Origin of the sequence: Streptomyces sp. SLBN-8D4 (assembly GCF_049739545.1) — a bacterium.
GTDB classification, from domain to species: domain Bacteria; phylum Actinomycetota; class Actinomycetes; order Streptomycetales; family Streptomycetaceae; genus Streptomyces; species Streptomyces canus_C.
The window spans coordinates 7,973,547-7,997,830 of sequence record NZ_JBMGQC010000001.1 but is presented as its reverse complement, the minus strand read 5'-3'; the positions used below and the strand labels follow the sequence as shown (position 1 = coordinate 7,997,830).

Sequence of the window (24,284 nt, the reverse complement as noted above, 5' to 3'; positions counted from 1 at the left end):
AAGAGGGGGACACCGTTTCCGGTGTCCCCCTCAGGGCTGCTAGTCGCGGGCCGCGGTCAGATGCTGCGCGTGTTCCTGGAGTGAACGGACTCCCACGTCACCGTGGTTGAGGGCGTCGATGCCCTGGACGGCGGCGGCGAGCGCCTGGACCGTCGTCAGACACGGGACCGACCGCGCCACGGCCGCCGTACGGATCTCGTAGCCGTCGAGGCGGCCGCCGGTGCCGTACGGGGTGTTGACGATCAGGTCGACCTCGCCGTCGTGGATGAGCTGGACGATGGTCTTCTCGCCGTTCGGGCCGGTGCCCTCGGACTGCTTGCGCACGACGGTGGCGTTGATGCCGTTGCGCTTGAGGACCTCGGCCGTGCCGGAGGTGGCGAGCAGTTCGAAGCCGTGGGCGACGAGCTCGCGCGCCGGGAAGATCATCGAGCGCTTGTCGCGGTTGGCCACCGAGATGAAGGCGCGGCCCTTGGTCGGGAGCGGGCCGTAGGCGCCCGCCTGGGACTTGGCGTACGCCGTGCCGAAGACGGAGTCGATGCCCATGACCTCGCCGGTGGAGCGCATCTCCGGGCCGAGGACGGTGTCGACGCCGCGGCCGTGGATGTCGCGGAAGCGCGACCACGGCATGACGGCCTCCTTGACGGAGATCGGCGCGTCCAGCGGGAGTTCGCCTCCGTCGCCGTTGGCCGGGAGCAGGCCCTCGGCGCGCAGTTCGGCGACGGTCGCGCCCAGCGAGATCCGGGCGGCGGCCTTGGCGAGCGGCACCGCGGTCGCCTTCGAGGTGAAGGGGACGGTGCGGGACGCGCGCGGGGTTGGCTTCGAGGACGTAGAGGATGTCCCCGGCCATCGCGAACTGGATGTTGATCAGGCCCCGGACGCCCACCCCGCGCGCGATGGCCTCGGTGGAGGCCCGCAGGCGCTTGATGTCGAAGCCGCCCAGGGTGATCGGCGGCAGCGCGCACGCCGAGTCGCCGGAGTGGATGCCGGCCTCCTCGATGTGCTCCATGACGCCGCCCAGGTAGAGCTCCTGGCCGTCGTAGAGGGCGTCGACGTCGATCTCGATGGCGTCGTCCAGGAAGCGGTCGACGAGGACCGGCCGCGAGGGGCTGATCTCGGTCGACTCGGCGATGTAGGACTCCAGGCGGGTCTCGTCGTAGACGATCTCCATGCCGCGTCCGCCGAGGACGTAGGAGGGCCGTACCAGGACCGGGTAGCCGATCTCGTCCGCGATGGCCTTGGCGCCGGCGAAGGTGGTGGCGGTGCCGTGCTTGGGGGCCGGCAGGCCCGCCTCGGCGAGGACCCGGCCGAAGGCGCCGCGGTCCTCGGCGGCGTGGATCGCCTCGGGCGAGGTGCCCACGACCGGCACGCCGTTGTCCTTGAGCGCCTGCGCCAGGCCCAGCGGGGTCTGGCCGCCGAGCTGCACGATGACGCCCGCGACCGGGCCGGCCTGCTGCTCCGCGTGGACGACCTCCAGGACGTCCTCCAGCGTGAGCGGCTCGAAGTACAGCCGGTCGGAGGTGTCGTAGTCGGTGGAGACGGTCTCCGGGTTGCAGTTGACCATCACCGTCTCGTACCCGGCGTCCGACAGCGCGAAGGAGGCGTGCACGCAGGAGTAGTCGAACTCGATGCCCTGGCCGATGCGGTTCGGGCCCGAGCCCAGGATGATCACCGCGGGCTTGGTCCGGGGCGCGACCTCGCTCTCCTCGTCGTAGGAGGAGTAGAAGTACGGCGTCTTCGCGGCGAACTCGGCCGCGCAGGTGTCGACGGTCTTGTAGACCGGGCGTACGCCGAGCGCGTGCCGCACCTCGCGCACCACGTCCTCGCGCAGGCCGCGGATCTCGGCGATCTGCTGGTCGGAGAAGCCGTGCCGCTTGGCCTCGGCGAGCAGATCGGCGTCCAGGCGCTCGGCGGCGGCCAGCTCGTCCGCGGTCTCCTTGATCAGGAAGAGCTGGTCGACGAACCAGGGGTCGATCTTCGTGTACGCGAAGACCTCCTCGGGCGTGGCGCCCGCGCGGATGGCCTGCATGACCGTGTTGATACGGCCGTCGGTGGGCCGTACGGACTCCTCCAGGAGGGCCGCCTTGTCGCCGGGCTCGCCCACGAAGGTGAACTGGCTGCCCTTCTTCTCCAGCGAGCGCAGCGCCTTCTGGAAGGCCTCGGTGAAGTTGCGGCCGATCGCCATGGCCTCGCCGACCGACTTCATGGTGGTCGTGAGGGTGGAGTCGGCGGAGGGGAACTTCTCGAAGGCGAACCGCGGGGCCTTCACGACCACGTAGTCGAGCGTCGGCTCGAAGGACGCCGGCGTCTTCTCGGTGATGTCGTTGGGGATCTCGTCGAGCGTGTAGCCGACGGCCAGCTTCGCCGCGATCTTGGCGATCGGGAAGCCGGTCGCCTTGGAGGCGAGCGCCGACGAACGCGACACGCGCGGGTTCATCTCGATGACGATCACGCGACCGTCGACCGGGTCGATCGCGAACTGGATGTTGCAGCCGCCGGTGTCGACGCCGACCTCGCGGATGATCGCGATACCGACGTCACGCAGCCGCTGGTACTCGCGGTCGGTGAGCGTCATCGCGGGCGCGACGGTGATCGAGTCGCCGGTGTGCACGCCCATCGGGTCGAAGTTCTCGATGGAGCAGACGACCACGACGTTGTCGTTCTTGTCGCGCATCAGCTCCAGTTCGTACTCCTTCCAGCCGAGGATGGACTCCTCCAGGAGCACCTCGGTGGTCGGCGAGAGGGTCAGGCCCTGGCCGGCGATGCGGCGCAGCTCCTCCTCGTCGTGCGCGAAGCCGGAGCCTGCGCCGCCCATGGTGAAGGACGGGCGGACGACGACCGGGTAGCCGCCGAGCGTCTCGACGCCCTTGAGGACGTCGTCCATGGAGTGGCAGATGACCGAGCGGGCGGACTCGCCGTGCCCGATCTTCTTGCGGACCTCCTCCACGACGTCCTTGAACAGGTCGCGGTCCTCGCCCTTGTTGATGGCCTCGACGTTGGCGCCGATCAGCTCGACGCCGTACTTGTCGAGGGTGCCGGCCTCGTGCAGCGAGATCGCCGTGTTGAGGGCCGTCTGGCCGCCCAGGGTGGGCAGCAGGGCGTCGGGGCGCTCCTTGGCGATGATCTTCTCGACGAACTCCGGGGTGATCGGCTCGACGTAGGTGGCGTCGGCGATCTCCGGGTCGGTCATGATCGTTGCCGGGTTGGAGTTGACGAGGATGACGCGCAGGCCTTCGGCCTTGAGCACGCGGCATGCCTGGGTGCCGGAGTAGTCGAACTCGGCGGCCTGGCCGATGACGATCGGGCCGGAGCCGATGACCAGGACGGACTGGATATCGGTGCGCTTAGGCACGCTGGCCCTCCATCAGAGATACGAAGCGGTCGAACAGGTAGGCGGCGTCGTGCGGGCCGGCTGCCGCTTCGGGGTGGTACTGGACGGAGAAGGCCGGCTGGTCGAGCAGCTGGAGCCCTTCCACGACGTCGTCGTTCAGGCACACGTGGGAGACCTCGGCGCGGCCGAACTTCGTGTCGCTGACCTTGTCGAGCGGCGCGTCCACGGCGAATCCGTGGTTGTGCGCGGTGACCTCGACCTTGCCGGTGGTCCGGTCCTGCACTGGCTGGTTGATGCCCCGGTGCCCGTACTTCAGCTTGTAGGTGCCGAAGCCGAGGGCCCGCCCCAGGATCTGGTTGCCGAAGCAGATGCCGAACAGCGGTGTCCTCCGCTCCAGCACGGCGGTCATGAGCGCGACCGGGCCGTCGGCGGTCGCCGGGTCGCCGGGTCCGTTGGAGAAGAACACCCCGTCCGGCTCGACGGCGTAGACCTCGTCGACGCTCGCCGTGGCCGGCAGCACGTGCACCTCGATGCCCCGCTGGGCCATGCGGTGCGGGGTCATGCCCTTGATTCCGAGGTCGATGGCGGCGACGGTGAACTTCTTCTCGCCCACCGCGGGGACGACGTACGTCTCCTTGGTGGCGACCTCTTCGTACAGCGAGGCGCCCTTCATGTGCGGCTGGGCCTGCACGCGCGCGACGAGCTCGGACTCACCGGCGATCGCCTCGCCGGAGAAGATCCCGGCGCGCATGGAGCCGCGCTCGCGCAGGTGGCGGGTGAGGGCGCGGGTGTCGATGCCGGAGATCCCGACGATGTCCTGCGCGACCAGTTCGTCGTCCAGGGAGCGCTTGGCCCGCCAGTTGGACGGCACGCGCGCGGGGTCGCGCACGACGTAGCCGGAGACCCAGATGCGGCGGGACTCGTCGTCCTCGTCGTTCCAGCCGGTGTTGCCGATCTGCGGGGCGGTCGCGACGACGATCTGGCGGTCGTACGAGGGGTCGGTCAGGGTCTCCTGGTAGCCGGTCATGCCGGTGGAGAACACGGCCTCGCCGAAGGTCTCCCCCACGGCCCCGTAGGCACGGCCGCGGAAGATCCGGCCGTCCTCCAGGACGAGTACCGCAGGGGCCTTGGTGGCCCCCCTTGTGGAGGTCGTCATCGTGCGCCTTCCGTTTCCGTCTTGTTGATCATGGAGTTGATGGCGTCGACCCAGTCGGTGTGCTCGGCCGCGTGGTCCGAGCGGAACCCCGAGTCGATCAGTCGCTCGCCGTGCGCCCAGGTCACGACGAGGAGCCCGCCCTCGGTCAGGACCTTGCCCGCGATGCCCTTGCCGAGCACGGCCTCACGCAGGGCCTCGCGCGGGACGAAGAAGTCGGTCGCGCCTGGGCGTACGACGTCCAGTCCCGCGTCCGTCAGGGTGAGCTCGACCCGGCTGCGGGTGCCCAGGCCGTGCGCCACGATCCGGTCGAGCCACTGGCCCGCGGTGGTGGAGCCGTGGTAGCGACCGCTCATGCTCAGTCTCGCCGGGCCGGGGTCGTCGGGCACGGTGGGGAGCTCGGGCAGGTCGCCCTGGAGCGTGCCGCGCCACTTCCAGCCCTCGCGCATCAGCCAGTAGACGAGCGCGACGAAGAGGGCGAGGCCGACGAGCCAGCCGATGCGGGCGGCCCAGTCGGTGACCTCGGCCGACTTCTTCTCGGCGGCGAGTCCGGCGGCGATCAGGGTTACTGGTGTCACGTGAGCTTCCCGTCGACGAGCGTGGCCTTGCCCCGGAGCCACGTGTGCGTGACACGGCCCGGCAGCTCACGCCCCTCGTACGGAGTGTTGCGGCTGCGCGAGGCGAAGCCCGCGGGGTCCACGGAGCCACGGTATTCCGTGTCGACCAGCGTGAGGTTGGCGGGCTCACCAGCCGAGACGGGACGCCCGTGTCCGGTGGCCTGCCCGATGCGGGCGGGCGTGGCGGACATGCGCTCGGCGACCCCGGCCCAGTCGAGGAGCCCGGTGTCCACCATGGTCTCCTGCACCACTGACAACGCGGTCTCCAGGCCGACCATCCCCATGGCGGCGGCGGCCCACTCGCAGTCCTTGTCCTCGTGCGGGTGCGGGGCGTGGTCGGTGGCGACGATGTCGATGGTGCCGTCGGCCAGGGCCTCGCGCAGCGCGAACACGTCCCGCTCGGTGCGCAGCGGCGGGTTCACCTTGTAGACCGGGTTGTACGACCGCACCAGCTCGTCGGTGAGGAGCAGGTGGTGCGGGGTGACCTCGGCGGTGACGTCGATGCCGCGGGACTTGGCCCAGCGCACGATCTCGACGGACCCGGCGGTCGACAGGTGGCAGATGTGGACGCGGGAGCCCACGTGCTCGGCGAGCAGGACGTCCCGGGCGATGATCGATTCCTCGGCGACCGCGGGCCAGCCGCCCAGTCCCAGCTCGGCGGAGACGATGCCCTCGTTCATCTGGGCGCCCTCGGTCAGCCGCGGCTCCTGCGCGTGCTGCGCGACGACCCCGCCGAAGGCCTTCACGTACTCCAGCGCGCGGCGCATGATCACGGCGTCGTCGACGCACTTGCCGTCGTCGGAGAAGACGGTCACACCGGCGGCCGACTCGTGCATGGCGCCCAGTTCGGCGAGCTTCTTGCCCTCCAGGCCGACGGTGACGGCGCCGATGGGCTGGACGTCGCAGTAGCCGTGCTCCTTGCCCAGCCGCCAGACCTGCTCGACCACACCGGCGGTGTCCGCGACCGGGAAGGTGTTGGCCATGGCGAACACGGCGGTGTAGCCGCCGGAGGCGGCCGCGCGTGTACCGGTGAGGACGGTCTCGGAGTCCTCGCGGCCGGGCTCGCGCAGGTGGGTGTGCAGGTCGACGAGTCCCGGCAGCAGCACCTTGCCGCCGGCCTCGACGACCTCGGCGCCCTCGGCCGACAGACCGGCGCCCACCTGGGCGATCGTCGCGCCGTCGATCAGCACGTCCTGCGGCTCGCCGCCGAGCACCTTCGCACCACGGATCAGGATCTTGCTCATGTGACTTACTTCTCCTCGGTACGGGTGTGGCTGACGGCGGGCTCGTTGCCGCCCAGAAGCAGGTAGAGAACGGCCATCCGGATGGAGACTCCGTTTGCGACCTGCTCCACCACGGTGCAGCGGTCGGAGTCGGCGACCTCGGCGGTGATCTCCATGCCGCGGACCATCGGGCCGGGGTGCATCACGATGGCGTGCTCCGGCATCCGCGCCATGCGGTCGCCGTCCAGGCCGTAGCGCCGCGAGTACTCGCGCTCGGTCGGGAAGAACGCGGCGTTCATGCGCTCGCGCTGCACGCGCAGCATCATCACCGCGTCGGACTTGGCGAGCGTGCTGTCGAGGTCGTACGCCACCTCGCAGGGCCAGGTCTCGACGCCGACCGGCACCAGGGTGGGCGGAGCGACGAGGGTGACCTGGGCGCCGAGAGTGTGCAGCAGGTCGACGTTGGAGCGGGCGACGCGGCTGTGCAGGATGTCGCCGACGACCGTGATGCGCTTGCCGGAGAGGTCCTGGCCGATGCCCGCGTCCCGCCCTACGAGCCGGCGGCGCATGGTGAACGCGTCCAGGAGGGCCTGGGTCGGGTGCTGGTGGGTGCCGTCACCGGCGTTGATGACGGCCGCGTCGATCCAGCCTGAGTTGGCGAGGCGGTACGGCGCTCCGGAGGCGCCGTGGCGGATGACGACGGCGTCGACGCCCATGGCCTCCAGGGTCTGCGCGGTGTCCTTGAGGGACTCGCCCTTGGACACGCTGGAGCCCTTGGCGGTGAAGTTGATGACGTCCGCCGAGAGCCGCTTCTCGGCGGCCTCGAAGGAGATACGCGTGCGCGTGGAGTCCTCGAAGAAGAGGTTGACGATCGTGCGGCCGCGCAGGGTCGGCAGTTTCTTGATCGGCCGGTCGGCGACCCGGGCCATCTCCTCGGCGGTGTCGAGGATCAGGACGGCGTCGTCGCGGGTGAGGTCGGCGGCCGAGATGAGATGACGCTGCATCTGTCAGGCTCCGTAAGGCAGTTCAGGTATCGGGAGGATCCGGGCAGGCGAGGGCGCACCGAGAAGTGCCCCCGTGCACCTGCTGCTAGGTCTGCTTCACACCGAGCAGCACGGTGTCGCGACCGTCCTCCTCGACGAGCTGGACCTTGACCGTCTCCCGCAACGACGTGGGGAGGTTCTTGCCGACGTAGTCGGCGCGGATGGGCAGTTCGCGGTGGCCTCTGTCGACGAGGACCGCGAGCTGCACCGCGCGGGGCCGCCCGATGTCGTTCAGGGCGTCCAGAGCGGCGCGGATGGTGCGGCCGGAGAAGAGCACGTCGTCGACGAGGACCACCAGGCGGCCGTCGATGCCGTCACCCGGGATCTCGGTGCGGGCCAGCGCTCGCGGCGGGTGCATGCGCAGGTCGTCGCGGTACATGGTGATGTCGAGCGAACCGACCGGAATCACGCGGTCGGTGATCTCCTCGAGCTTCGCGGCGAGCCGCCGGGCGAGGAAGACGCCTCGGGTGGGGATGCCGAGGAGCACCACGTCGTCGGCGCCCTTGGCGCGTTCGACGATCTCGTGGGCGATACGGGTCAGCACGCGCGCGATGTCGGGGCCTTCGAGAACGGGCCGGGCATCGGACGCCTGGATATCGGAAGTGTCCTGCTTGTCCATATGAAACGGACCTCCTTCTCCGCCTCACGGGACGGACCTTAAAGGACGTCGGATTTGCGCCATCCACGGTAGCAGGCCGGAACGGGGCCCCTGATCACCCCCTTGGCCCAATCGGCCACCACTCTCACGGAAGCGTCGGTGTGGACCATTCGGCTTGACGCAGAAGAGTCACGCTGCGTAACCTCACAGTGAGTTACCAGACGCGCGGCTCGAAACCACTGCGGCCGCGTCGATCCAGTGTCCGGGGAGCTATATGTCCAGCGAATACGCCAAACAGCTCGGGGCCAAGCTCCGGGCCATCCGCACCCAGCAGGGCCTTTCCCTCCACGGTGTCGAGGAGAAGTCCCAGGGACGCTGGAAGGCGGTCGTGGTCGGTTCGTACGAGCGTGGCGACCGCGCGGTGACCGTGCAGCGTCTTGCCGAGTTGGCGGATTTCTACGGCGTTCCGGTGCAGGAGCTGCTGCCCGGCACCACTCCGGGCGGAGCCGCCGAGCCCCCGCCGAAGCTTGTCCTGGACCTGGAGCGGCTGGCCCACGTCCCGGCCGAGAAGGCGGGCCCGCTCCAGCGTTACGCCGCGACGATCCAGTCCCAGCGCGGTGACTACAACGGCAAGGTGCTCTCGATCCGCCAGGACGACCTGCGCACACTCGCCGTCATCTACGACCAGTCGCCCTCGGTCCTCACCGAGCAGCTGATCAGCTGGGGCGTGCTGGACGCGGACGCGCGTCGCGCGGTGTCCCACGAGGACGGCTGAGCCGCTCCCAGCCTCAGCAGAAACGTGCCGCCGGGGTGGCCGGAACTTCACGGTTCCGGCCACCCCGGCGGCTTTCTGCGGGCCTCGGGGAGCTCTCACGTACGCACACGCCTGAGGGCCCGCAACGCTCACGCTGCGGGCCCTCAGGCAATTTCGCGTCTCGAGCCGCCTCGGCGTCCCGGTTTACGCCTCGGGTCGGCGCAGCGACGGCTTCAGGTCCTTGAGCCGGCCCAGCAGGCCGTTCACGAACGAGGGCGACTCGTCCGTGGAGAACTCCTTGGCCAGCTGCACCATCTCGTCGAGCACCACGGCGTCCGGGGTCTCGTCGGCCCAGATCAGCTCGTAGGCACCCAGACGCAGGATGTTGCGGTCGACGACCGGCATCCGGTCCAGCGTCCAGCCGACCGAGTACTGCGCGATCAGCTCGTCGATGCGCGTCGCGTGTTCCGCGTAGCCCTCGACCAGCTGCATCGTGTACTCGCTCACCGGCGGCTGCCGGGTGTCTTCCCGGGAGTGCCGGATCCAGTCCGCCAGGACCGTCAGGACGTCGGCGTCGCGCTGGTCGCCCTCGAAGAGGATCTGGAAGGCGCGCTTGCGGGCCGTGTTGCGGGCAGCCACGGTTAGCTGTTCACCCGGCCGAGGTAGTCGCTCGTGCGGGTGTCGACCTTGATCTTCTCACCGGTGGTGATGAAGAGCGGGACCTGGATCTGGTGACCGGTCTCCAGGGTGGCGGGCTTGGTGCCACCGGTGGAGCGGTCGCCCTGCAGGCCCGGCTCGGTCTCCTGGACGACGAGCTCGACGGCGGCCGGCAGCTCGACGAAGAGCACCTCGCCCTCGTGCTGCGCCACGGTGGCCGTGAAGCCCTCGATCAGGAAGTTGGCGGCGTCGCCGACCGCCTTGCGGTCGACCATGAGCTGGTCGTAGGTCTCCATGTCCATGAAGACGAAGTACTCGCCGTCCATGTACGAGAACTGCATGTCGCGCTTGTCGACAGTGGCCGTCTCGACCTTGACGCCGGCGTTGAACGTCTTGTCGACGACCTTGCCGGACAGCACGTTCTTGAGCTTGGTGCGCACGAATGCGGGGCCCTTGCCGGGCTTGACGTGCTGGAACTCGACGACGGACCAGAGCTGGCCGCCTTCGAGCTTGAGCACCAGGCCGTTCTTGAGGTCGTTCGTGGAAGCCACGGTTGCGGAATCTCCTGGACTGACGTGGACGACCCCGGCGCACGCACGTTGCCTATAGTGCGAGCAGCTCCTTGGTCGTGATGGTGAGTAGCTCGGGTCCGCCGTCCGCCTCGGGGCGTACGACGAGCGTGTCATCGATCCGGACGCCGCCCCGTCCCGGGAGGTGGACCCCCGGTTCGACGGTGACCGGCACGCAAGCGTCCAGTTTACCCATGGCCGCGGGGGCCAACTGCGGGTCCTCGTCGATTTCGAGTCCCACACCGTGTCCGGTGAGGGTCGGGAGCCCCTCGTGGTGGCCCGCGGACTCCAGCACCTGGCGTGCCGCCCGGTCCACGTCACGGTAGGCGGCGCCGGGTGCCAGCGACTCCCGTCCGGCCCGCTGAGCGGCGAAGACGAGGTCGTAGAGCTCGATCTGCCAGGCGGCGGGGGACGTACCGATGACGAAGGTACGGCCGATCTCGCAGCGGTAGCCGCGGTAGTTCGCGCCCAGGCAGACGGAGAGGAAGTCGCCCTCCTCGACGCGGCGGTCGGTGGGGCGGTGGCCGGGGCGGCCGGAGTTCGGGCCGGTGCCGACGGAGGTGGCGAAGGCCGGGCCGTCGGCGCCGTGGTCGACGAGGCGGCGCTCCAGTTCGAGGGCGAGGTGGCGCTCGGTGCGGCCGACGAGGATGGACTCCAGGAGCTCGCCCAGTGCCTGGTCGGCGATCTCCGCGCCGATGCGCAGGCAGGAGATCTCCTCCTCGTCCTTGATGACGCGGAGTTGCTCGACCGCGCCGCCGAGGTCGGCGAGGCGCAGCCGCGGGACGACCGAGCGGATCGCCCGGTACCGGGCGACCGTGAGGTGCTGTTCCTCCACGGCGAGCGAGTCCGCGCCCTGAGCCGTGGCGAGGTCGGCCGCGGCGACAGCCGGGTCGCCCGCGGCGCCGGGAAGGTGCTGCAGCCGCAGGTTCTCGTCGGGGCGGCCGGCGCCGGGACGGTCGTCCGGGGGCCCGGCGCACACCAGCAGGTCCTCGGTCATGCCGAGCAGCAGCACGCTGCCCCGCGGGGCAGCCCCGGCGAGGTAGCGGACGTTGGCCGGGCGGGAGATCAGCGCGGACCGGCTGCCGCCGGCCTGGCAGCGGTCGCGGAGACGGGTTCTGCGGGTGGCGTACACCTCTGACATGACTTGAGCGTAGGAGTTCTACCGATATGCCGCTGTTTGGGAGAGTCCGAGTGGGGAGGGGCACTGGTCGTTCGGGCCGCTACCAGGTCGGTGGGCTCGCGATGGAGCGTGCCAGGACGTCGTCCAGGACCCTCGCCGTCTGCGGTACGTCCATCTGGGAGTTGTCGATGATCGGCAGCCCGGAGCCGTACCAGCCGGCCATCCGACCGTGGATCCGTGCCACCTCCTCGTCCGTCAGGCGGCGATTGCCGGACCGCTCCGCGTTGCGCTCCAGGACGATCTCCAGGCCGGGCAGCAGGACCACCGGCAGCAGTCCCGGGCCCACGTGCCGCTTCCAGCCGCCGAGGCCGACCACCGGCCGGTCCGGGAAGACCGCGTCGTCGAGGATGCAGGAGATGCCGTTGGCGAGGAAGTTGCGGGCGGCGAAGCCGCAGGTGCGGCGGGCGAGGCGGTACTGGGCCTCGGAGTGGTCGTTCCAGCCGGACTGCGGGTCGGCGAAGCCCGAGCGGACCCACTCGCGTACGTCGTCGAGGCTGATGTGGGCGGTGGGGACCCGGCGGTGGTCGGCCCAGTACTTGGCCACGCTGGTCTTTCCGGCGCCCGCCGGGCCGATGAGCAGCACCGCGAGGGTGGTGCCTGCGGGGTCCGGCGCGGCGACGGGCGGGGTGCTGGGGGCACCCACGGGGGCGCCGGGCGGCAGCGGCACATGGCCGGTGGTGTCCGGTACCGGCCCCGGTGAGTGCTGCGGGGCGGGCGGGACCGGGGAGTGCTGCGGCCCGGGCGGTGCCTGGGAGTGCGGTGGCGTCGCCGGTACCGGGGCCGGGGCGAAGCCCGGTGCCGACGGCGGTGGGGGCACCGGGGCGGAGCCCTGGTGCGCACCCGGGTGATGCGGTCCCGGGTGATGTGCGGCCGGCGACCAGCCGGCGGCCGGTCCGTGCCCCGGCTGATGGGGCGGCGGCAGCGGAGAACCCACTGCGTGCTGCATCCGGTGCCACTCCGTCTCGTCTTTTTCGGCTTGCGCGCCTCCGGGGCGCTCGCGTCGGTGCCGGGAGCCCGACCGGGCGCGGCCCGAAGGCCTCCGCTCGCTCGTCCTCTCGTCTCCGACGCGCCCCTCCGGCGCACTCGCGTCAGGCTGATCGGCGCTGGTTACGGGGATGTGCATACCCCGCTCGCCATCGAACGGTACCGCCCCCGGCCCACGTTTGGTGAAACGGCCGGGGGCGCCCCGAAGTGCCCCTGGTGCAAGGCGAATCAGGCGGAACGCCCGTCGCGGGACTTACTGGCCGACCTCGCCGTACGCGGCGAGCAGAACGGCCGGGTCCGGGCCCTCCAGAACGGTGGGCTTGCCCAGTCCGTCGAGGACGATGAACCGCAGCAGGTTGCCGCGGGACTTCTTGTCGACCTTCATGGTCTCCAGCAACTTGGGCCACTGGTCGTAGCGGTAGTGCAGCGGCAGGCCGACCGACTCCAGGACCGTGCGGTGGCGGTCGGCGGTCGCGTCGTCCAACCGGCCCGCCAGACGGCCCAGTTCGGCGGCGAAGTGCATGCCGACGGCGACCGCGGCGCCGTGCCGCCACTTGTACCGCTCGTTCTTCTCGATGGCGTGGGCGAGCGTGTGGCCGTAGTTGAGGATCTCCCTGAGGCCCGACTCCTTGAGGTCGGAGGAGACCACCTCGGCCTTGACCCGGATCGAGCGCTCGATGAGCTCGGAGGTGTGCGGGCCGGCCGGGGTGCGCGCGGCTTCAGGGTCGGACTCGATGAGCTCCAGGATCACCGGGTCGGCGATGAAGCCGGCCTTGATGATCTCGGCGAGCCCGGAGACGTAGTCGTTGACCGGCAGGGAGTCCAGCGCGGCCAGGTCGCACAGGACGCCGGCGGGCGGGTGGAAAGCGCCCACGAGGTTCTTGCCCTCGGCGGTGTTGATGCCGGTCTTGCCGCCGACCGCCGCGTCGACCATGGCGAGCACGGTCGTCGGGACGGCGATCCAGCGCACCCCGCGCAGCCAGGTCGCGGCCACGAACCCGGCGAGATCGGTGGTCGCGCCGCCCCCGACGCCGACCACGACGTCGGAGCGGGTGAAACCGGACTGTCCGAGCGCCTTCCAGCAGTAGGCGGCGACCTCGGCGGTCTTGGCCTCCTCCGCGTTCGGGACCTGGATGGCGACGGCCTCGTAGCCCTGCTCGGCGAGGTCGGCGCGCAGCGCGTCCCCGGTGTCGGCGAGCGCCTCGGGGTGGATGACGGCGACCCGTTGGGCCTTCTCTCCCACCAACGTGCCGAGCTCGCCCAGGAGTTGACGTCCCACCAGGACCTCGTACGGCTCGCTGCCCGCGGTGCCGCCGACCTGGATGCGCGTCACTGCCTCGCTCATACTTCCTTCAACTCCAGTGCGTCCAGCGCGATCTCGGTGACTTCTTCGGGGGTACGGCCGTCGGTGGCCACGACCGCCGTGGCGATCGACTCGTACAGGTGGCGGCGCGCCTCCATCAGCTCGCGCCACTGCTTGCGCGGGTTGACCGCGAGCAGCGGACGCGCGGCGTTCAGGCCGGTGCGCTTGACCGCCTCCTCGACGTCCATCGACAGGTACAGCACGCGCTGCCCGGCCAGCAGGGCGCGGGTGTCCTCGTCGAGGATCGATCCGCCGCCGAGCGCGAGGATCCCGTCGTGCCGGTCGAGCGCCCGGCTTACGGCGGCCTTCTCGATCGCCCGGAAGGCGGCCTCGCCCTCGTCGACGAAGATCTCCGCGATCGCGCGGCCCTGCTCGGCGACGATGTCGTCGTCGGTGTCCCGGTACCCCGTCGCGAGGCGCTCGGCGAGCAGCCGCCCGACGGTGGACTTGCCCACGCCCATCGGACCGACGAGGACGACCACAGGGCTCATCGGATGGCCAGGTTCTCGAGGTACGACCGCACGTTGCGGCGGGTCTCGGGCACGCTGTCGCCGCCGAACTTCTCGGCCACCGCGTCGGCCAGGACCAGCGCCACCATCGCCTCGGCGACGATGCCGGCGGCCGGGACCGCGGACACGTCGGAGCGCTGGTGGTGGGCCTGCGCGGCCTCGCCTGTGGTCACGTCCACGGTCTGCAGGGCCCGCGGGACGGTGGCGATGGGCTTCATCGCGGCCCGCACCCGCAGCAGCTCACCCGTGCTGAGCCCGCCCTCGGTGCCGCCGGAGCGGCCGGAGACGCGCCGGATGCCCTCGGGGGTGTTCACGATCTCGTCGTGCGCCTTCGAACCCGGCACCCGCGCCAGCTCGAAGCCGTCACCGAGCTCGACGCCCTTGATCGCCTGGATGCCCATCAGGGCACCCGCGAGGCGGGCGTCCAGCTTGCGGTCCCAGTGCACATGCGAGCCGAGGCCCACGGGCACGCCGTACGCCAGGATCTCCACCACTCCGCCGAGGGTGTCACCGTCCTTGTGGGCCTGGTCGACCTCGGCCACCATCGCCTTCGACGTGTCCGCGTCCAGGCAGCGCAGCGGATCGGCGTCCAGCTTCTCGACGTCGGCCGGGGTCGGGTAGACGCCTTGCGGGGCCTTCACGGAGCACAGCTCGACGACGTGGCTGACGATCTCGATGCCGGCCGTCTCCTTCAGGTACGACCGGGCCACCGCGCCCAGCGCCACCCGGGCCGCCGTCTCCCGCGCGGAGGCCCGCTCCAGGATCGGCCGGGCCTCGTCGAAGCCGTACTTCTGCATGCCCGCGAGGTCGGCGTGGCCGGGGCGCGGGCGGGGTCAGCGGGGCGTTGCGCGCGAGGCCCGCGAGGATCTCCGGGTCGATGGGGTCGGCCGACATGACCTGCTCCCACTTCGGCCACTCGGTGTTTCCCACCATGATCGCGACCGGGGAACCGAGGGAGAGACCGTGCCGGACACCGCCGAGGAAGGTGACCTGGTCCTGCTCGAACTTCATCCGGGCACCGCGGCCGTAGCCCAGCCGACGCCTCGCCAGGTGGTCCGCCACCAGCTCCGTGGTGATGGGCACGCCGGCGGGAAGGCCCTCCAGCGTCGCGACGAGTGCGGGGCCGTGGGACTCCCCCGCGGTCAGCCAGCGCAACCTGCTCAACGGTGCTCCTCAGTGCTCGCGCCCTGGTACTGCCCTGCGTACGCTCGTCCTCGCGTACGGCAACGGCGCGACCAGGTGCGCGGCCCCGGCCGGCCACCTCCGATCCTCCCACGTCCGGCCGCGACCACCGGTCACAGGTCCAGCAGACGGACGTGGAGCCGCGTACCGGGCCCTCAGGCCATCCGCTCCGCCGCGCTCTTGATCGCCTCCCGGATGCGGAAGTAGGTCCCGCAGCGGCAGACGTTGGCGATCGCGTCGATGTCCGCGTCCGTGGGGTTCTTCGTCCGCTTGAGGAGGGCCACGGCCGCCATGATCTGGCCGGGCTGGCAGTAGCCGCACTGGGCCACGTCCTGTTCCAGCCAGGCCTCCTGGACGGGGTGCAGGCGGTCCCCGTCGGCGAGCCCCTCGATGGTGGTGACCTCACGGCCCGCGGCCTCGGAGACGGGGAGCACGCAGGGGTTGAAGGCCTCGCCGTCGAGGTGGCTGGTGCAGGCCTTGCAGACGTTGATCCCGCAGCCGTACTTGGGGCCGCGGATGCCGAGCAGGTCGCGCAGCGCCCAGAGCAGGGGCAGGTCGTCGGGGGCGTCGACGGTGACGGACTTCCCGTTGACGGTGAAGGTGTGGGAGGGCATCAAGGCTCCTGGAACCGGGCGGGGTCAGCGCGGGAACGGGGTGAAGTCGACGTCGAAGGTGACGGGGAAGCTGCGCGGCTTGGTGCCGGTGGCCCGGGCGTAGGCGTTGGCCACGGCACCGACGGCCGCGGGGACGCCGAGTTCGCCCGCTCCGCCCGGTTCGCCGGCGCCCTCGATGACGTGGATCTTCACGTCCTTGGGGGCGTCCTTCTGGCGCGCGTAGTGGAACTGTGAGTAGCTGCCCTCCAGCGGCAGGCCCTTGTCGATGTGCAGGCCCGCCCTGAGCGTGGTGGAGATGGCGTCCGTGAGCCCGCCGAGGAGTTGGGCCTCCAGGCCGCGCGGGTTGATCACGCGGCCCACGTCGGCCACGATCACCGCCCTGGTCACCCGAGGTTTCCTCGGGTCGGTGGCGTCGATCTCGACCAGACAGGCCGTGCAGGACTTGTACTCCTCGTGGAAGCCGATCCCCTGGGCCCACCCGTCGGGCAGCTCGCGGCCCCAGTCGCCCTCCTTCGCGGCCCGGTCGAGGACGGCCCGCTGCCGGTCGGTCTTCAGGAACGACCGCCGGAACGCCACGGGGTCCTTCCCGAGCCTCGCGGCCAGCTCGTCGACCACGATCTCCTCGGCGCCGCGGGTGTTGGCCGAGTACACCGACCGCCACGACCCGGTGTGCATCTTGAGCGGCACCTCGGTGAGGGTCTGGGTGGTCACACCGAAGTCGTACGGCGACTTCACCGTGGTCAGGAACAGCGTCTGGGCGAAGGTGGCGTTGCCGAGTCCGGTGGGCAGACTCGCCGCGGCGGCGGTGACCGCGTCGCCGAGTCCGTGCCGGAAGTCGGTCTCCACGGCCGCCACCCGATGCTGGAAGGTGAGCACCTGACCGGCCGCGTAGGTGGCACGGACGCGGTGGTGGGTGGCGGGCCGCATCCGTCCGTGCCGCATGTCGTCGATGCGGGACCACATCAGCCGGACGGGCCGCCCGCTCCTCTTGGACACCACGGCGGCCTCCAGGGCCGCGTCGTGGAACAGCCGCCGCCCGAAGGAGCCGCCCGACTGCATCACATGCACCGTGACCTTGGAGACGGGCAGTCCGACGGCCCGCGCGATCGCGGCCTGGGCGACGATCGGCGACTTGAGGCCGGACCAGATCTCGGCGCGGTCCGGGCGTACGTCCGCGACGGCCGAGTTGGTCTCCAGCGGGGCGTGACTGGCGAACGCGAAGTCGAACTCGGTGTCCACCTTCTGCACCAGCGCTCCGAGCAGGCCGAGCGAGGGGGTGGCCGCCTTGAGCCGGGCGCGGATGTCGCTGTCCGACAGCGTGTCGACCGTCCCGCCGCCCCAGGTGACCTCCAGGGCGTTCTTGCCGTCGAGGGCCTGCCCGAACGTTTCCGCGACCACCGCGACGCCCGTGTCGATGACGACCACGTCGACGACCCCGGGCATGGCCCGTACGGCGGCCTCGTTGCCGACCGACCTGACCGTGCCGTTGATGGTCGGCGGGCGGCGCACCATGCAGGGCTTGGCGCCGGGCACGTCGAGGTCGAGGGTGTACGAGTGCGCGCCGGTGACGAGGGCGCGGGCGTCGATGCGGGAGGTGGGAGTGCCGACGAGGGTGTGCTCGGACTCCTTCTTCGGCGTGACCGTGAGCGAGCCCAGGTCCAGGGTCGCGGCCGCCGTCGTCAGGGAGCCGTAGGAGGCCGTGCGGCCGTCCGGCGCGACCACCACTCCGGCGCGGACCGTCAGTTCGCCCGCCTTCAGGCCCCATTGCCGGGCCGCCGCCGCGACCATCCTGGCCCGCGCGGCCGCCGCCGTCCGGCGCACCGGGTCGTACAGCGAACGCACCGCGTTGGAACTGCCGGTGAGCTGGTTGAACAGCAGCTCGGGCCGGGCGTCCTCCAGGTGCACGCGGACCCGGTCGAGCGGAGTGTCGAGTTCCTCCGCGACCAGCATGGCCACGGCGGTGGTGAGCCCCTGGCCGACCTCCTCGCGGGGCAGCCGGAAGTCGACGCCGCCCTCCTCGTCGACGCTCAGTACGAGCATGTCGGCGGTGGGCTTCCCGGCGAGGATCAGCAGGTCGCCCAGGTCGACCAGATCGGCCGGTGCGGGCGGGGTGGGGATCGCGGCGTCGGCGCTGCCGGGGGCGTAGGCGTCGACGCCGATCCGGGTCGCTACGGCGAGAGCGGGCGCGGCCACCAGATAGGTGAGAAACCTGCGCCGGGCGTGACGGGTCATGGCGGGCTCCGTTCGGCGGCCCGCCGACTCTGCCGGGCCGTCCGCAGAGCATGACCTGGGGTTACTTCTCAGTACAGCGCTTTCACAGGATCGCCATGTCCCCCTGCGTCACACCACGTCAGCGGGCCGCCAGAGCGTGCTCGCCCGCCTTGCGCATGGCGTCCACGGGCGCGGGCGTGCGGCCCGTCATCTGCTCGACCTGGAGCACCGCCTGGTGCACGAGCAGGTCGAGGCCGCTGACCACGGCTCCGCCGATCATCGACCAGCGGGCCGCCAGCCCGGTCGGCCAGGGGTCGTAGAGCACGTCGAACAGGGCCGCGGGGCGCTCCGGTACGGCGTGGGCGAGTGCGTCCGTCGCCCCGGCGGGGGTGGTGGCGATCACCAGCGGGGCGCGCAGGGCCTCGGCCGCGTCCGCCCAGTCCGCGGTGCGGATCTCGACGTCGAGGCGCTCCCCCCATTGCCGCATCTCGGCGGCCCGGGCCTCGCTGCGCACGTAGGCGACGACCTCACCGGTGCAGATCCTGGCCAGCGCGGCGAGCGCGGAGGAGGCGGTGGCGCCGGCGCCGAGGATCGCCGCCGAGTCGACCTGCTCGATGCCCCGCTCCCTGAGGGCGGCGACCATCCCCGGGATGTCGGTGTTGTCGCCGAGGCGACGGCCGTCGTCGGTGAACACCACCGTATTGACGGCCTCCACCGAGGCGGCGGTGTCGCTGATGCCGTCCAGCAGCGGGATGACGGCCCGCTTCAGCGGCATGGTCAGCGACAGCCCGGCCCACTCCGGCCCGAGCTGCTCCACGAATGCGGGCAGTGCGGCCTCGTCGAGCTCGAACCGGTCGTACGACCAGCCCGTGAGCCCCAGCTCCTCGTAGGCGGCCCGGTGCAGGTCCGGCGAGAGCGAGTGGGCGATGGGCTTGCCGAGTACGGCGGCCCGGCGGGCGTCAGCTGCCCGTGCTTGCATTGAACTTTTCCTTGAGGCGCAGGAATTCGGCGTGGGTCTTGGCGAATTCGGTCTTCTTCACACCGTCGGTCGCGACGAAGTAGTACCAGCCGTCGTCGGTCGGATCGAGTGTCGCCTTCATCGCGGTGTCGCCCGGGTTGTCGATCGGTCCGGGCGGCAGACCCTTGTTCGTGTACGTGTTGTACGGGTCCTTGTTGCTGTTGATCTCCTTCTCGGAGATCTCGATGTTGCTCTCGTTCTTCACGTAGTTGAAGGTCGAGTCGAACTGCAGGAACCCGTAGGTCTCGGGGTTCGCGAGGTTGAGCCTGTTGTAGACGACCTCCGCCATCTTGCGGTAGTCGTCCTCCGTCTTGCCCTCGGCCTGGACGAGGCTGGCGACCGTGATGACCTGGAGCGGACTGTCCAGCTTGAGCGCCTTGGCCTTGGCCTCCAGGTCGTACGCGGCGTACTTCGCGGCGGCCTCGGTGACCATGTCCTTCAGCACCGATTCGGGCTTCATGCCCTTCGCCGCGGGATAGGTACCCGGGTACAGGAAGCCCTCCAGCGGGTCCTTTATATCCCTGTTGTCGTTCGCCCAACTCGGCAGCCCGAGGGTCTTGTATTTCTGTTCGGCGATTTTCTTTGTGGCACCGGAAGCAAGATCGAGTTTCTCGTCGATCTTCTTGTATACGGCGGCGTTCCGCATCCCAGGAGCGACCAGCACGTTGTTCTGGCTCTTCGGGTCGAGCATCATCGCCACGGCGCTCTCGGCGGACATCTCCTTCTTGAGGAGATAGGCGCCGGCCTGGATCGAATTCCCCTTGTCGTTCTGCTCCTGGGCGGACACGAAGGCGTCGACGCTCTTGACGACACCCGCGTCCTTGAGCATCCGACCGATCTCGTACCCGCCCGCGCCCTTGGGGATCTGGACGGTGACCATCTGGCTCGTCCCGCCCCCGGCGTAGTCCGGAGCCGCGCCGAAACGATTTTTGTAGTACTGGTACCCGAAGTACCCGACGCCCGCGGTGCCGCCGCCGAACACCAGCAGCACCACCAGGCAGGCGCAGCCGCTCCTGCGCTTCTTGGATCCTTTGCCGCCGCGCCCCCGCCGGTCGCCGCGGCCGCCCTGTGGGTCGGCGGAATCGTCGGGGTCGTCCTGGTCGTCGTCACCGCCCGCGAAGAAGGCGTGTTCGCCCTGGTCGGGGCCCGGGTCCCAGTCGGTCTGCGGCTCCGGTTCGGCACGCCGACGGCTCGGCGGCTCCGGCGGCGGGTAGGCGTCCGGGCTGCCGTAGTAGTCCTGCTGCTCGGCGCCGTACGCGGCGGCCTGCTGACCGTAGGGATCCGACGGGTCGGCGGGGTACGGGATCTGCCCCTGGGTGCCGGTCGCCCAGCCGTTGTTGTCGTACGACTGCTGCTGCTGGTCCTGATAGGCCTGCTGGTCGTACTGCTGTTGACCGTACTGCTGCTGGTCGTACTGGTGGTTGTACTGCTGGTGCTGGTCGTACTGGCCGTTGTGCTGCGGGTACTGCTGCTGCGCCTGACCATAGGCAGCTTGCTGGCCTTCGCCCCAGCCGTTGTTGTCGTACTGCTGCTGCGGCTGCTGCGGGTAGTGCTGCGGCTGGCCGCCGTAGGGGGACTGCTGACCCGCGTGGGCCTGCTGTCCCTCCCATCCACCGTCCCCGTACAACGGGTCCTCGGGATTCCACGGTTCGGAGCCTTCGCCCCGGCCATACTCAGTCATCGATCCCCTAGAGCCGCGAGGCGGCGGTCTCCTGCTTCCACGATCCGGCTACCGTTCCGCCTCTTTCTGTGCGGTGACTGTTCGAATGTCGCCGCATCGCGCGGAACGTTACCGTATCGCGATCAGATGACCACTTCGACGCCCTCGCCGGGTGCTTTACCTGACACCCGTTCGGATTCCAGGGCCTGCTGAAGAATGATCACGGCTGCTGCCTGGTCGATGACCGATCTGCCCTTTTTGGATTTCACTCCGGATGCGCGCAGTCCCTGACTGGCCGTCACGGTGGTCATGCGCTCGTCGACGAGTCTGACCGGAACGGGGGCGATCCCCCGGGCGAGCTCCTGGACGAAGCCGCGGACCTTCACGGCGGCCGGGCCCTCGCCCCCCTTGAGGGAGCGAGGGAGACCGACGACGACCTCGATCGGTTCGTACTCCTCGACCAGCTGCTTCAGCCGGCGGTGGGCCGCCGGGACGTCGCGGCCCGGGACCGTCTCCACCGGGGTGGCGAGGATCCCGTCGGGGTCGCACGAGGCGACCCCGATACGGGCGTCCCCGACGTCGATCGCGAGCCTGCGGCCTCGGCGCATTACTTGGCCGTCTCCCCGACCGTGCGCTCCACGGCGTCCACGGCCTCGCCGATCGCGGCCGGGTTCTGGCCGCCGCCCTGGGCGACGTCCGGCTTGCCGCCACCGCCGCCGCCGAGCGTCTTGGCGGCCGTGCGGACCAGGTCACCGGCCTTGAGACCGCGCTCGCGGGCGGGCTCGTTGGTGGCGATGACCGTCAGCGGCTTGCCGTTGTTGACGGTGAAGAGGGCCACCACGGCGGCCCGGCCGCCCTGGATGCGGCCGCGCACGTCGAGGACCAGCTTGCGCAGGTCGTCGGGGGTGGTGCCGTCCGGGACCCGGCCGGTGACGACGGCGATCCCGCGGACGTCCTTGGCGGACTCGGCGAGACCGGCGGCGGCCTGGAGGACCTTCTCCGCGCGGAACTTCTCGATCTCCTTCTCGGCGTCCTTCAGCTTGCCGAGCATGGCGGAGACCTTCTCCGGAAGCTCCTCGGGACGGCCCTTGATCAGTTCCTGGAGCTGGGCGACGACGGTGTGCTCACGGGCGAGGAAGTTGTACGCGTCGACACCGACGAGCGCCTCGATCCGGCGGACCCCGGAGCCGATGGACGACTCACCGAGCAGCTTGACCAGGCCGAGCTGCGAGGTGTTGTGCACGTGGGTGCCGCCGCACAGCTCCTTGGAGAAGTCGCCGATGGTCACCACGCGGACCCGCTCGCCGTACTTCTCCCCGAACTCGGCGATGGCGCCCTGCTTCTTGGCCTCGTCCAGGCTCAGGATCTCGGCGTGCACGTCGAGATCGCGCGCGAGCACCTCGTTGATCTTCTGCTCGACGTCGGTCATCACGGCCGTGGGAACCGCGGACGGGGAACCGAAGTCGAAGCGGAAGCGGCCGGGCTGGTTCTCGGAACCGGCCTGGGCGGCCGTCGGACCGAGCGCGTCCCGCAGCGCCTGGTGGGTGAGGTGGGTGGCCGAGTGGGCGCGGGCGATGGCCGTACGGCGGCGGCCGTCGATCGAGGCATGGGCCTTGGCGCCGACGGTCACCTCGCCGAACTGGACGACGCCCTTGTGCACGTACACGCCCGGGACCGGCTTCTGGGTGTCGCGGATCTCGATGACGGCACCGGAGTCGACCTTGATCCTGCCGGTGTCGCCGATCTGGCCGCCGCCCTCGGCGTAGAAGGGGGTGCGGTCCAGGACGATCTCGACCTCGTCGCCCTCGGTGGCGGCCGGGGAGGAGGTGCCGTCGACGAGGATGCCGACGATCGTGGACTCGCTCTCGGTGTCCGAGTAGCCGAGGAACTCGGTCTCCCCGGCCTGGTCGGCGATCGCACGGTAGGCGCCCGCGCCGGCGTGGCCGGTCTTCTTGCCCTGGGCGTCGGCCTTGGCGCGCTCCCGCTGCTCCTTCATCAGGCGGCGGAAGCCGTCCTCGTCCACGGACAGGCCCTGCTCGGCGGCCATCTCCAGGGTGAGGTCGATCGGGAAGCCCCAGGTGTCGTGGAGCAGGAACGCCTTGTCGCCGGCGAGGACCTTGCCGCCGGCGGCCTTGGTCTCGGTGACGGCGGTGTCGAGGATGTTGGTGCCGGCCTTCAGCGTCTTGAGGAAGGCGTTCTCCTCGGCGACGGCGACCTTCTCGATGCGCTCGCGGTCGGTGACCAGCTCCGGGTACTGCTGACCCATCATGGCGATCACGGTGTCGACCAGGTCCAGCACGACCGGGCCGGTGGCACCGAGCAGGCGCATGTTGCGGATGGCCCGGCGCATGATGCGGCGCAGGACGTAGCCGCGGCCCTCGTTGCCGGGGGTGACACCGTCGCCGATGAGCATCACGGACGTGCGCATGTGGTCGGTGACCACGCGCAGCGAGACGTCCGAGTCGTGGGCGTCGCCGTAGGCCACGCCGGTCAGCTCGGTGGCCTTCTTGATGACGGCCATGGAGGTGTCGATCTCGTACATGTTCTGCACGCCCTGCAGGATCATCGCCAGGCGCTCGAGTCCGAGGCCGGTGTCGATGTTCTTGTTGGGGAGCTCGCCGAGGATCTCGAAGTTGTCCTTGCCGATGCCCTCGCCGCGCTCGTACTGCATGAAGACGAGGTTCCAGATCTCCACGTACCGCTCGTCGTTGACGGCGGGGCCGCCCTCGACGCCGAACTCGGGGCCGCGGTCGTAGTTGATCTCGGAACAGGGGCCACAGGGTCCGGGGACGCCCATGGACCAGTAGTTGTCCTTCATGCCGAGGCGCTGGATGCGCTCCTTGGGCACACCGACGACCTCGTGCCAGATGCGCTCGGCCTCGTCGTCGTCCTTGTAGACGGTGATCCACAGGCGCTCGGGGTCGAGGCCGTAACCGCCCTTGTCCTGGGCGCTGGTGAGCAGCTCCCAGGCGTACTTGATGGCGCCTTCCTTGAAGTAGTCGCCGAAGGAGAAGTTGCCGCACATCTGGAAGAACGTGCCGTGCCGGGTGGTCTTGCCGACCTCTTCGATGTCGGGGGTGCGCACGCACTTCTGCACGCTGGTGGCGCGCGGCCACGGCGGCTTGACCTCACCCAGGAAGTAGGGCTTGAAGGGCACCATGCCGGCCGGGACGAGGAGCAGAGTCGGGTCGTCCGCGATGAGCGACGCCGAAGGGACGACGGTGTGCCCGCGCTCCTCGAAGAAGCTCAGCCAGCGGCGGCGAATCTCGGCCGACTCCATCAGTGGTCCTCATTCCGGTTGTACGGGTGCGTCTTGTACGACTTCGTGGTGTACGTCGTGTTCTCGATGGCGGCGATGCGCCGGGGTGCGGGCAGTTCGGGACTCTCGCGGATACCGAGGGCGTCCGTCAGCTCGGCCTCCCGCTGGGCCATGTTGTCGCGGACGTCGAGCGCGAAACCGACCGCGCGGTCCTTGATCCGGGCGCCCGTCTCGATCGCCTTGTTGGCCGCCGTCGCGGCGAGGTTCTCGGGGGTCAGCTGCTTCAGCTTGCGATTCACCTTGGTGGTGGCCCAGACACCTGCGGCCACACCCGTGGAGAACCAGAAAGTACGGCGGAACAT

General features: G+C 70.3%; 19 protein-coding genes and 2 pseudogenes. 1 reads left to right on the top strand and 20 read right to left on the bottom strand.

The window, feature by feature from the left end:
- Positions 1-39 precede the first annotated feature (39 nt).
- From carB to pyrR, 6 genes and pseudogenes are all read right to left on the bottom strand, one after another.
- Positions 40-3,349 (bottom strand): annotated as a pseudogene (gene carB, locus RKD20_RS36380) (carbamoyl-phosphate synthase large subunit).
- The gene (gene carA / locus RKD20_RS36375; protein ID WP_424881398.1) at positions 3,342-4,484 is read right to left on the bottom strand and encodes a glutamine-hydrolyzing carbamoyl-phosphate synthase small subunit; all 1,143 of its coding nucleotides are present in this window, start codon (positions 4,482-4,484) and stop codon (positions 3,342-3,344) included. The pseudogene carB and the gene carA overlap by 8 nt, the downstream one beginning before the upstream one ends.
- The gene (locus tag RKD20_RS36370) at positions 4,481-5,059 is read right to left on the bottom strand and encodes a hypothetical protein (RefSeq protein ID WP_424881397.1); all 579 of its coding nucleotides are present in this window, start codon (positions 5,057-5,059) and stop codon (positions 4,481-4,483) included. Before RKD20_RS36370 ends, carA begins: the two co-directional genes overlap by 4 nt.
- Complete coding sequence (locus tag RKD20_RS36365) at positions 5,056-6,342, bottom strand: dihydroorotase (protein ID WP_424881396.1); 1,287 nt, start codon at positions 6,340-6,342, stop codon at positions 5,056-5,058. The genes RKD20_RS36370 and RKD20_RS36365 overlap by 4 nt, the downstream gene beginning before the upstream one ends.
- A 5-nt stretch (positions 6,343-6,347) precedes the next feature.
- Entirely contained in the window at positions 6,348-7,325 is a 978-nt protein-coding gene (locus tag RKD20_RS36360) for an aspartate carbamoyltransferase catalytic subunit (protein ID WP_020117449.1), read from the bottom strand.
- 85 nt (positions 7,326-7,410) lie between these two features.
- A complete protein-coding gene (pyrR, locus tag RKD20_RS36355) occupies positions 7,411-7,983 on the bottom strand; it encodes a bifunctional pyr operon transcriptional regulator/uracil phosphoribosyltransferase PyrR (protein WP_007380684.1) in 573 nt (190 codons plus the stop codon).
- A gap of 253 nt (positions 7,984-8,236) precedes the next feature.
- Between pyrR and bldD the strand changes: the two genes are divergently transcribed.
- Positions 8,237-8,737: a transcriptional regulator BldD gene (gene bldD / locus RKD20_RS36350; protein ID WP_069761463.1), complete on the top strand. Its 501-nt coding sequence runs from the start codon at positions 8,237-8,239 to the stop codon at positions 8,735-8,737.
- A 183-nt stretch (positions 8,738-8,920) separates the two neighbouring features.
- Here the strand turns inward: bldD and nusB are convergent, their stop codons facing one another.
- From nusB to RKD20_RS36280, 14 genes and pseudogenes are all read right to left on the bottom strand, one after another.
- Positions 8,921-9,355, bottom strand: a complete 435-nt coding sequence (gene nusB / locus RKD20_RS36345; RefSeq protein ID WP_424881395.1) for a transcription antitermination factor NusB — start codon at positions 9,353-9,355, stop codon at positions 8,921-8,923.
- 2 nt (positions 9,356-9,357) lie between these two features.
- Positions 9,358-9,924 carry an elongation factor P gene (gene efp / locus RKD20_RS36340; RefSeq protein ID WP_020117452.1) on the bottom strand — a complete coding sequence of 189 codons (567 nt, stop codon included), beginning with the start codon at positions 9,922-9,924 and terminating at the stop codon, positions 9,358-9,360.
- 52 nt (positions 9,925-9,976) lie between these two features.
- Positions 9,977-11,083, bottom strand: coding sequence for an aminopeptidase P family protein (locus tag RKD20_RS36335; protein ID WP_424881394.1), 1,107 nt, complete (start codon positions 11,081-11,083; stop codon positions 9,977-9,979).
- 79 nt (positions 11,084-11,162) lie between these two features.
- Positions 11,163-12,068 carry a Pro-rich N-terminal domain-containing protein gene (locus RKD20_RS36330; protein WP_424881393.1) on the bottom strand — a complete coding sequence of 302 codons (906 nt, stop codon included), beginning with the start codon at positions 12,066-12,068 and terminating at the stop codon, positions 11,163-11,165.
- 291 nt (positions 12,069-12,359) lie between these two features.
- A complete protein-coding gene (aroB, locus tag RKD20_RS36325) occupies positions 12,360-13,451 on the bottom strand; it encodes a 3-dehydroquinate synthase (protein ID WP_037899306.1) in 1,092 nt (363 codons plus the stop codon).
- Positions 13,448-13,960: a shikimate kinase gene (locus tag RKD20_RS36320; protein ID WP_424881392.1), complete on the bottom strand. Its 513-nt coding sequence runs from the start codon at positions 13,958-13,960 to the stop codon at positions 13,448-13,450. The genes aroB and RKD20_RS36320 overlap by 4 nt, the downstream gene beginning before the upstream one ends.
- Positions 13,957-15,142: pseudogene (aroC, locus tag RKD20_RS36315) on the bottom strand (chorismate synthase). Before aroC ends, RKD20_RS36320 begins: the two are co-directional and overlap by 4 nt.
- A gap of 173 nt (positions 15,143-15,315) precedes the next feature.
- Positions 15,316-15,774, bottom strand: a complete 459-nt coding sequence (locus tag RKD20_RS36310; RefSeq protein WP_424881391.1) for a (2Fe-2S)-binding protein — start codon at positions 15,772-15,774, stop codon at positions 15,316-15,318.
- 24 nt (positions 15,775-15,798) lie between these two features.
- Entirely contained in the window at positions 15,799-18,006 is a 2,208-nt protein-coding gene (locus RKD20_RS36305) for a molybdopterin cofactor-binding domain-containing protein (RefSeq protein ID WP_424881390.1), read from the bottom strand.
- 118 nt (positions 18,007-18,124) lie between these two features.
- Positions 18,125-18,964 carry a shikimate dehydrogenase gene (locus RKD20_RS36300; protein ID WP_424881389.1) on the bottom strand — a complete coding sequence of 280 codons (840 nt, stop codon included), beginning with the start codon at positions 18,962-18,964 and terminating at the stop codon, positions 18,125-18,127.
- Positions 18,945-20,684, bottom strand: a complete 1,740-nt coding sequence (gene mltG, locus RKD20_RS36295) for an endolytic transglycosylase MltG (protein WP_424881388.1) — start codon at positions 20,682-20,684, stop codon at positions 18,945-18,947. Before mltG ends, RKD20_RS36300 begins: the two co-directional genes overlap by 20 nt.
- A gap of 122 nt (positions 20,685-20,806) precedes the next feature.
- A complete protein-coding gene (ruvX, locus tag RKD20_RS36290; protein WP_007380695.1) occupies positions 20,807-21,271 on the bottom strand; it encodes a Holliday junction resolvase RuvX in 465 nt (154 codons plus the stop codon).
- The gene (gene alaS / locus RKD20_RS36285; protein WP_424881387.1) at positions 21,271-23,943 is read right to left on the bottom strand and encodes an alanine--tRNA ligase; all 2,673 of its coding nucleotides are present in this window, start codon (positions 23,941-23,943) and stop codon (positions 21,271-21,273) included. Before alaS ends, ruvX begins: the two co-directional genes overlap by 1 nt.
- Positions 23,943-24,284 carry a hypothetical protein gene (locus RKD20_RS36280; protein WP_424881386.1) on the bottom strand — a complete coding sequence of 114 codons (342 nt, stop codon included), beginning with the start codon at positions 24,282-24,284 and terminating at the stop codon, positions 23,943-23,945. The genes alaS and RKD20_RS36280 overlap by 1 nt, the downstream gene beginning before the upstream one ends.

Bases quoted from the DNA above. Each gene is read 5' to 3' on its own strand.
- RKD20_RS36365 (WP_424881396.1), bottom strand. From the start codon at position 6,342: ATGAGCAAGATCCTGATCCGTGGTGCGAAGGTGCTCGGCGGCGAGCCG.
- RKD20_RS36300 (WP_424881389.1), bottom strand. From the start codon at position 18,964: ATGCAAGCACGGGCAGCTGACGCCCGCCGGGCCGCCGTACTCGGCAAG.
- ruvX (WP_007380695.1), bottom strand. From the start codon at position 21,271: ATGCGCCGAGGCCGCAGGCTCGCGATCGACGTCGGGGACGCCCGTATC.
- carA (WP_424881398.1), bottom strand. From the start codon at position 4,484: ATGACGACCTCCACAAGGGGGGCCACCAAGGCCCCTGCGGTACTCGTC.
- RKD20_RS36330 (WP_424881393.1), bottom strand. From the start codon at position 12,068: ATGCAGCACGCAGTGGGTTCTCCGCTGCCGCCGCCCCATCAGCCGGGG.
- mltG (WP_424881388.1), bottom strand. From the start codon at position 20,684: ATGACTGAGTATGGCCGGGGCGAAGGCTCCGAACCGTGGAATCCCGAG.
- RKD20_RS36335 (WP_424881394.1), bottom strand. From the start codon at position 11,083: ATGTCAGAGGTGTACGCCACCCGCAGAACCCGTCTCCGCGACCGCTGC.
- aroB (WP_037899306.1), bottom strand. From the start codon at position 13,451: ATGAGCGAGGCAGTGACGCGCATCCAGGTCGGCGGCACCGCGGGCAGC.
- pyrR (WP_007380684.1), bottom strand. From the start codon at position 7,983: ATGGACAAGCAGGACACTTCCGATATCCAGGCGTCCGATGCCCGGCCC.
- RKD20_RS36320 (WP_424881392.1), bottom strand. From the start codon at position 13,960: ATGAGCCCTGTGGTCGTCCTCGTCGGTCCGATGGGCGTGGGCAAGTCC.
- alaS (WP_424881387.1), bottom strand. From the start codon at position 23,943: ATGGAGTCGGCCGAGATTCGCCGCCGCTGGCTGAGCTTCTTCGAGGAG.
- RKD20_RS36280 (WP_424881386.1), bottom strand. From the start codon at position 24,284: ATGTTCCGCCGTACTTTCTGGTTCTCCACGGGTGTGGCCGCAGGTGTC.
- RKD20_RS36305 (WP_424881390.1), bottom strand. From the start codon at position 18,006: ATGACCCGTCACGCCCGGCGCAGGTTTCTCACCTATCTGGTGGCCGCG.
- RKD20_RS36310 (WP_424881391.1), bottom strand. From the start codon at position 15,774: ATGCCCTCCCACACCTTCACCGTCAACGGGAAGTCCGTCACCGTCGAC.
- bldD (WP_069761463.1), top strand. From the start codon at position 8,237: ATGTCCAGCGAATACGCCAAACAGCTCGGGGCCAAGCTCCGGGCCATC.
- RKD20_RS36360 (WP_020117449.1), bottom strand. From the start codon at position 7,325: ATGCAGCGTCATCTCATCTCGGCCGCCGACCTCACCCGCGACGACGCC.